Below are 5,891 nucleotides of genomic sequence, written 5' to 3'. Positions count from 1 at the left end.
CCTTGTCCTGATTTAAATTTAATCCACTATAATGAAACGCGTAATCTCCGTTTCAGCACAAGAAGTCTGCCTGTGGATACAGCCTATTTTGTTTCGGCGCAGAGGCTCAATCGATGCTTCCAAATTTGCCGCTTTTGAAATCGCTGATGGCTTGGCGGATTTCTTCGGCGGTGTTCATCACAAACGGGCCATAGCCGACGACAGGTTCGTCAATTGGGACGCCGGAGAGCAAAAGGATTTTGACTTCTTCGCTGCCGGCTTCTATGTGTACGTTGCCGCCGCTTTTCTCAAAACCGACCAATTGTCCTGCGCCTGCTTGCTCTTTGCCGTTTAGGGTAACGTTGCCCCGCAGGACGACCATGGACAGGTTGTGGGTTTCAGGTATTTCCAATACGGCTTTTTTACCGTCATTCAAAACGATGTCCCAGACGTTCATTTCGGTGAAGGTGTCGGCTGCGCCTTTTACGCCTTTGTATTCTCCGGCAATCAGCCGCAGGCGGCCTGCTTCGTCAGGGAATTCAACCACGGGGATACCGGCTTTGGCGAGATGCTGATAGCGCGGCGGCGTGTTTTTGTCTTTGGCGGGCAGGTTAACCCAAAGTTGGACCATTTCAAACAGTCCGCCTTGTTTGCTGAAGTTTTCGGAGTGGAATTCTTCATGGATGATGCCCGAACCTGCGGTCATCCATTGCACGTCGCCTTCGTAAATGATGCCGCCTCCGCCGCTGGAGTCGCGGTGTGCCACTTCGCCGTGGTAGGCGATGGTAACGGTTTCAAAGCCTTTGTGCGGGTGTTGCCCGACACCGCGCGGGCTGCGGGCTTCGTTGGGGGGGAATTCATAGGGTGCGGCATAGTCGAGCATCAGGAAAGGGTTGGTGCCGCGGTCGTCGCCCATGTGGGAGAACAGTGGTTGGACGAGGAATCCGTCGCCGACCCAGTGTTGGCTGGTTGCACGGTAGATTTGTTTGACGTTGCGCATGATGAGGTTCCTTCTTGTGGGGTCGTCTGAAACCTTTTCAGACGACCTTTGTGTAGTGGATTAACTTTAAATCAGCACGGCGTTGCCTCGCCTTGCCGTACTATCTGTACTGTATCTGCGGCTTCCGCCTTGTCCTGATTTAAATTTAATCCACTATATAATGAAATTAATAATGTCGTGGTTGCCATACTTTGTTGCATGTATTATATGGGGTACAAACTTATTCGCAAGTACGCACAATTTTTATACTGTCATTCGGAGGTCAATAATGGCGGAAACAGAACCGACACACGGCGCCTGCTGTCCGGTCGTTAATACTTTGGATATTATCGGCGGCAAGTGGAAGGTGTTGATTTTATATTATTTATACGGAGAAATCCGACGATTTAACGAGTTGCAGCATCTATTGGCGGGCGTTACCCAGCGGATGTTGACGTTACAATTGCGCGAGTTGGAGCACGACGGTATTGTCCATCGCGAAGTGTATCCGCAGGTGCCGCCGAAAGTGGAGTATTCGCTGACCGCGTTCGGACGGACATTGATGCCCGTCATCGAGGCGATGCACCGCTGGGGTGAGCAATATGCCGCAGAATGTGCAAAACACAGAAAGCAGCCGCAGGAATAAGCCGTTTCAGACGACCTCTTGATCAGGTCTTTAAAACGAAAAGTGATGCGGGCATATATTCGCAACGGGCTTTGCTTTATAATAATGACAGTCAAACATAACGACATAAGCATTTGGAATCAATAATGAAAAAAATTGTAACGGCACTTATCGCCACCATTTTGTCAGCAGGCGCAAATGCAGCGGATACTTATGGTTATCTCGCCATGTGGCAGAACCCGCAAGACGGCAATGATGCGCTGCTGATTAAAACGACTAAGGAAAATATGTCGCAAATCGAGGCAAATGCGGAGCTTGAAGCGTTTTGCCGCGGGCAGGACACGCTTTCCGGCGTTCAAAACGGTGAGGCGACAGGCTGTAAATCCGTTGTTCCGCTTCATAACACCTGCATCGCCGTCGCATACCCGAAATCGGAAGGCAAGCTGACGACAAACAATGCGGTTGTGATTACTTCGCCACGCTTTAAGAGTGTGCATCAGGTCGCACTGAATCAGTGCATCAAGAAATACGGCTCGCAAGGTCAATGTGGCTTGGAAACGGTGTACTGTACTTCAAACGCGTATTACGGCGGTACGGTCAAAACGTTGTTAAACCGCTTGAAATCGCAATAAACGGTGTAAAAAGGTCGTCTGAAAACCGCATAACGGCTTTCAGACGACCTTTCAATTCATCTTCTATGTATAGTGGATTAACTTTAAATCAGGACAAGGCGAGGTAACGCCGTACTGGATTAAAGTTAATCCACTATAAAACGGCAAGGAAAAATCTGATGATTGATTATATAAAAATGTATGAAAGCATGAGCGCTTCGCATGAAAACAAAAGTCTGCGCTTTCCGCTTTATTTCAACTTCAAACTTTTATCCATTGCTAATGATTTCTTTGTCAAAGACGAGGCGGGGAACGAAATTGCTTATACGCGGCAGAAAATGTTTAAACTCAAAGAGTGGATTAATGTTTTCCCTAATCGCAATCAGGATGCGCCCGTATTCACCATTCATTCGGAACAGATTATTGATTTTGGTGCGACCTATATCATCCAAGATGCCTCCGGCAAGGTTTTGGGGAAAGTGGTGCATGATGGCGTCGGGTCGCTTTGGCGCACCAGCTATCAGGTGACGGATGCGGAAGATCAGCTGCTTTTCCATATCCGTGAAAAAAATCCGTGGGTGGCAGTATTGGACAAAATGGCAGGGCAGATTCCTTATCTGGGTTCGCTGACGGGTCTTTTTTTCAACCCTACTTATTTGATTACCCGACCCGACGGGACTTTGGTGTACCGCTTGAAGAAATTGAGGGCGTTATGAGAAGGGAAATTCAGCCTGCACAAAGAAGCCCAAGCGAGTTTGAACGACGATATCTTGATATTGAATTCGGTGATGTTGTTTTTGTTGATGGAGAGAAATAAAGGATAAAGCCAAATGGTATTCAGGCAGGCTTGCGGATGAAATGTCGGACATTTGATTTTGAGGACAGGGCTGCACAAGGTTTATCGCATCCATTCACATTCAAACATTTTCATTTCTAGGACGCGCTGATAAAATAGCTCGTCTGAAAAGTATAGAAGAATCAAAATAATGAGTATTGCCAATAATAAAAAAGCCTTTCACGACTTCTTTATCGAAGACCAACTCGAAGCCGGCCTGGTATTGGAAGGTTGGGAAGTCAAAGCCATCCGCGCCGGGCGGGTGCAGTTGAAAGAAAGCTATATCTACTGGAAAAAAGACGCTTTTTATCTGGTCGGCTGCCATATTACCGCGCTGCCGACTGCCTCGACGCACGTCAAACCCGACCCCGTCCGTCCGCGCAAGCTTTTGCTCAAGCAATCCGAAATCAACAAGCTCATCGGCAAAACCGAGCGCGCGGGTTACACCATCGTCCCGTTGAACCTGCACTTCACACGCGGCAAAATCAAAATGGAAATCGGTTTGGCGAAGGGTAAAAAACAACACGACAAACGCCAAAGCCTGAAAGAAGCCGACTGGAAACGCGAAAAACAACGTTTGATGAAAAATGTGCGCTGAGGCTGATAGCAGCTTGAATGGAACGCATGACGCCGATGTTGCCGCAAACTTGTATCTGCTTTTTACACATCAAGCCCTATGTTTGCAAAAACATACCCAAGATTGCTTTCTTCAGGCTTTTCAGACGCCCCCTGCGACCCAATAATCAGGGTCGTCTGAAATTTTACGGAGTAACGCCATGTCCCGCTCTTCGCTTTTCCTGCCGCTGTTTTTGATTATCTTCGGTGCCGTTTGGTTTTTGAAAACGACGGACATCCTGCCCGCAACTTCGACCATCGTGTCCGCCGGTATGGTGCTGGCGGGGATTGCGGTTTTGGTGATGGACGGTGTCAACAAGCAGTCTATTGTTTCAGGCCCGCTGCTGGTGTATATCGGCGCGGCGGTATATCTGCACAATCAATACTGGCTCGGATATTCGCCGCTGGTTGCTTTGGGAATGATGGTACTGGGCTGCCTGCTGCTGCTTTCGCGCAGCGATATGGTGCCTTATAAGCAGCATAAACAGCAGGATAACTAAGCCCCCTCCCTGCAAAGGTCGTCTGAAAATGGTATAATCCGCCGTTTTCAGACGACCTGTTTTGTTATCGGAATCCCGTTTTGAAACAGTCAGACCGTTCCCTATCACTCTGCAAAGTTTCCGCCATGACCCAAGATAAAATCCTCATCCTCGACTTCGGTTCGCAAGTTACCCAGCTTATCGCCCGCCGCGTGCGCGAAGCCCATGTTTATTGTGAGTTGCATTCTTTCGATATGCCTTTGGACGAAATCAAAGCCTTCAATCCGAAAGGCATCATCCTCTCCGGCGGCCCCAATTCCGTTTACGAATCCGACTATCAAGCCGATACCGGCATCTTCGATTTGGGTATTCCGGTTTTGGGTATCTGCTACGGAATGCAGTTTATGGCGCACCACTTGGGCGGCGAAGTTCAGCCCGGCAACCAGCGCGAATTCGGTTACGCGCAAGTCAAAACCATCGACAGCGAACTGACCCGCGATATTTACGACGACGCGCCGAACACGCTGGACGTATGGATGAGCCACGGCGATAAAGTGTCCAAGCTGCCCAACGGCTTTGCCGTGATCGGCGATACCCCGTCATGCCCGATTGCCATGATGGAAAACGTCGAAAAACAATTCTACGGCATCCAATTCCACCCCGAAGTGACCCACACCAAACAAGGCCGCGCCCTGTTGAACCGCTTTGTCTTGGACATCTGCGGCGCGCAACCCAGCTGGACGATGCCGAACTACATCGAAGAAGCCGTTGCCAAAATCCGTGAACAAGTCGGCAGCGACGAAGTGATTTTAGGTCTTTCTGGCGGCGTGGACTCTTCCGTAGCCGCCGCGCTGATTCACCGCGCCATCGGCGACCAACTGACTTGTGTGTTCGTCGATCACGGCCTCTTGCGCCTGAACGAAGGCAAAATGGTGATGGATATGTTCGCCCGCAACTTGGGCGTGAAAGTGATTCATGTCGATGCCGAAGAGCAATTCATGGCGAAACTCGCCGGCGTTACCGATCCCGAGAAAAAACGCAAAGTCATCGGCGCGGAATTTATCGAAGTATTTGATGCCGAAGAGAAAAAGCTTACCAACGCCAAATGGCTGGCGCAAGGCACGATTTACCCCGACGTAATCGAATCCGCAGGCGCAAAAACCAAAAAAGCCCACGCCATCAAGTCGCACCACAACGTCGGCGGCCTGCCCGAAAACATGAAACTCAAGCTGCTTGAGCCGTTGCGCGACTTGTTCAAAGACGAAGTGCGCGAACTGGGCGTCGCTTTGGGCTTGCCGCGTGAAATGGTGTACCGCCATCCGTTCCCCGGCCCCGGTTTGGGCGTGCGCATCTTGGGCGAAGTGAAAAAAGAATACGCCGACTTGCTGCGTCAAGCGGACGACATTTTCATCCAAGAATTGCGCAACACCACCGACGAAAACGGCACATCTTGGTACGACTTGACCAGCCAAGCCTTCGCCGTGTTCCTGCCCGTAAAATCCGTCGGCGTAATGGGCGACGGACGCACTTACGACTACGTCGTCGCGTTGCGCGCAGTCATCACCAGCGACTTCATGACCGCACACTGGGCAGAACTGCCGTACTCGCTGCTCGGCCGCGTGTCCAACCGCATCATCAACGAAGTCAAAGGCATCAACCGCGTGGTTTACGATGTAAGCGGCAAACCGCCTGCCACGATTGAGTGGGAATAAAAGTAAAGATATAAACGCATAAAAAGGTCGTCTGAAATGGTTTCAGACGACCTTTT

The 5,891-nt window shown here is 50.1% G+C and carries 7 protein-coding genes; 6 read left to right on the top strand and 1 reads right to left on the bottom strand.

Annotated elements, in window-relative coordinates; all coding sequences use genetic code 11:
• Window positions 1-106 precede the first annotated feature (106 nt).
• A complete protein-coding gene (locus tag HMPREF3050_RS04380; RefSeq protein WP_070773667.1) occupies window positions 107-979 on the bottom strand; it encodes a pirin family protein in 873 nt (290 codons plus the stop codon).
• A gap of 268 nt (window positions 980-1,247) precedes the next feature.
• On the opposite strand from HMPREF3050_RS04380, the gene HMPREF3050_RS04375 reads away from it, so the two are divergent.
• The 6 genes from HMPREF3050_RS04375 (at window position 1,248) to guaA (ending at window position 5,835) form a co-directional block, all read left to right on the top strand.
• Window positions 1,248-1,604, top strand: coding sequence for a winged helix-turn-helix transcriptional regulator (locus HMPREF3050_RS04375; protein WP_070773665.1), 357 nt, complete (start codon window positions 1,248-1,250; stop codon window positions 1,602-1,604).
• A gap of 125 nt (window positions 1,605-1,729) precedes the next feature.
• The gene (locus tag HMPREF3050_RS04370) at window positions 1,730-2,215 is read left to right on the top strand and encodes a DUF4189 domain-containing protein (protein ID WP_070773663.1); all 486 of its coding nucleotides are present in this window, start codon (window positions 1,730-1,732) and stop codon (window positions 2,213-2,215) included.
• Between the two features lie 158 nt (window positions 2,216-2,373).
• Entirely contained in the window at window positions 2,374-2,910 is a 537-nt protein-coding gene (locus HMPREF3050_RS04365; protein WP_246830218.1) for an LURP-one-related family protein, read from the top strand.
• Window positions 2,911-3,177: 267 nt separating this feature from the next.
• Window positions 3,178-3,627, top strand: coding sequence for an SsrA-binding protein SmpB (gene smpB / locus HMPREF3050_RS04360; RefSeq protein WP_269208434.1), 450 nt, complete (start codon window positions 3,178-3,180; stop codon window positions 3,625-3,627).
• A 178-nt stretch (window positions 3,628-3,805) separates the two neighbouring features.
• Window positions 3,806-4,144 carry a hypothetical protein gene (locus tag HMPREF3050_RS04355; RefSeq protein WP_003760104.1) on the top strand — a complete coding sequence of 113 codons (339 nt, stop codon included), beginning with the start codon at window positions 3,806-3,808 and terminating at the stop codon, window positions 4,142-4,144.
• Window positions 4,145-4,269: 125 nt separating this feature from the next.
• On the top strand, window positions 4,270-5,835 hold the full coding sequence (gene guaA / locus HMPREF3050_RS04350) for a glutamine-hydrolyzing GMP synthase (protein WP_070773661.1): 1,566 nt from the start codon (window positions 4,270-4,272) through the stop codon (window positions 5,833-5,835).
• Window positions 5,836-5,891 lie beyond the last annotated feature (56 nt).

The sequence above is a fragment of the Neisseria sp. HMSC065D04 genome (assembly GCF_001815675.1).
GTDB lineage: Bacteria > Pseudomonadota > Gammaproteobacteria > Burkholderiales > Neisseriaceae > Neisseria.
The sequence above is the reverse complement of the archived record's forward strand: the minus strand, read 5'-3'. Positions and strand labels throughout refer to the sequence as shown.

Excerpts from the sequence above, each read along its gene's own strand:
- HMPREF3050_RS04370 (WP_070773663.1), top strand. The coding sequence starts at position 1,730 with ATGAAAAAAATTGTAACGGCACTTATCGCCACCATTTTGTCAGCAGGC.
- HMPREF3050_RS04380 (WP_070773667.1), bottom strand. The coding sequence starts at position 979 with ATGCGCAACGTCAAACAAATCTACCGTGCAACCAGCCAACACTGGGTC.
- HMPREF3050_RS04355 (WP_003760104.1), top strand. The coding sequence starts at position 3,806 with ATGTCCCGCTCTTCGCTTTTCCTGCCGCTGTTTTTGATTATCTTCGGT.
- HMPREF3050_RS04365 (WP_246830218.1), top strand. The coding sequence starts at position 2,374 with ATGATTGATTATATAAAAATGTATGAAAGCATGAGCGCTTCGCATGAA.
- guaA (WP_070773661.1), top strand. The coding sequence starts at position 4,270 with ATGACCCAAGATAAAATCCTCATCCTCGACTTCGGTTCGCAAGTTACC.
- HMPREF3050_RS04375 (WP_070773665.1), top strand. The coding sequence starts at position 1,248 with ATGGCGGAAACAGAACCGACACACGGCGCCTGCTGTCCGGTCGTTAAT.